We start from the raw sequence: 1,554 nt of genomic DNA, 5'->3' as shown, positions 1-1,554 counted from the left end.
AAACAGTAGAATTACGTTTCTAGCAAATGGTGAGATTAGCGCTAAATCAACAGATGCTGTAACGGGTAGTCAGCTTTATTCAGTCAATCGGACGGTTGCTAGCTATTTTGGTGGTGGCGCTAGTTATGAGAATGGAGAATGGGTTGCCCCCACCTTCAAGCTTAAAACTGTCAATTCTGATGGTAGTGCTGGTGAGGAAAAGGTTTACAATAGTGTATCGGAAGCATTTGCTGGTGTTGCGAGTTCTATTACGAATGTTCATAATGATGTGACCAATGTAGTGAGTGATAGCCTTGCGAAGCAGGATGAAAAGACAAAAGTTATCAATATTGGTAAAGAAGTAGAAGGTACAGAACTCAATATCGCAAATAAGGAGCAGGCAGATCGGACACTTTCAGGTGTTAAGGCAGCAACGAAGAATAATGAAGCGGTTAACAAAGAGCAACTTGATCAAAGTTTAGAGAAGCTTTCTAGCAGCCTTCAGTCTGATGATTCAGCTGTTGTTCATTACGATAAAAAAGATGATGATAATGGCAGCATTGATTACACGAGTGTAACTTTAGGAAAAGGTAAGGATGCAGGACCAGTTGCACTTCATAATGTAAAAGATGGTACCATTGGTGAGAGTTCACATGATGCGATTAATGGTAGTCAGATCAACACGATTTCTCAGAATGTAGCTAAATTTCTTGGTGGCGATGCAAAATTTGTTGATGGTACGTTTACAGGACCAACCTACAAGTTATCCAAGGTTGATACGGATGGTTCGGTAGCAAGTGCTAGTTTTGAAAATGTTGGTAGTGCATTTACTGGTCTTGATGCAAATATCAAGAATGTGAATGCACGGATTAAGGAAGTTTCTGAAGGGGTAGCGCAGGATTCTTTGAATTGGAGCAAGGAAGCCAATGCCTTTGTCGCGCGTCATGAGAAGAAGCAAGAAGAAAAAGGCAGAGCTGTAAGGACACAAGAAAACAGTAGAATTACGTTTCTAGCAAATGGTGAGATTAGCGCCAACTCAACGGATGCTGTTACTGGTAATCAACTTTATTCAATGAATCAGATATTTGCGACGTATTTTGGTGGAGGAGCAGGTTATGATAAAGATGGACAATGGAAGGCTCCAAATTTTGTAATCAAGAAAGTTAATGCAGAAGGGACAGAAAGTGAAGAAAGTTATAAGAGTGTATCGGAAGCACTTTCTGATATTAGTAGTTCTGTCACGAATGTTCATCATGATGTAACCAATGTAGTGAGTGAAAGCCTTGTCAAGCAGGATGATGAGACAGCTCCTATCACTGTTGGTAAGGAAACAAATGGCACTGTAATTAATGTTGCAAACAAAAGCGGTGTGAAACGGGTTATTTCTGGTGTAGAGGATGCAAAAGATAATAATGATGCCGTTAACAAGGGTCAGCTTGATAAAAGTTTAGAGAAGCTTTCTACCAGTCTTCAGTCTGATGATTCAGCAGTGGTTCTCTACGATAAAAAAGATGGTGATAATGGCGGCATTGATTACACGAGTGTGACTTTAGGTAAAGGTAAGGATGCAGGACC

General features: G+C 40.3%; 1 pseudogene. It reads left to right on the top strand.

The features are described from left to right. A pseudogene (locus ACFIKN_RS06740) lies at positions 1 to 1,554 on the top strand (hypothetical protein); the annotation flags it as partial.

This window comes from Bartonella sp. CL436QHHD (assembly GCF_042195105.1).
Classification (GTDB): Bacteria; Pseudomonadota; Alphaproteobacteria; order Rhizobiales; family Rhizobiaceae; genus Bartonella.
This window is presented reverse-complemented; position numbering and strand designations above follow the sequence as displayed.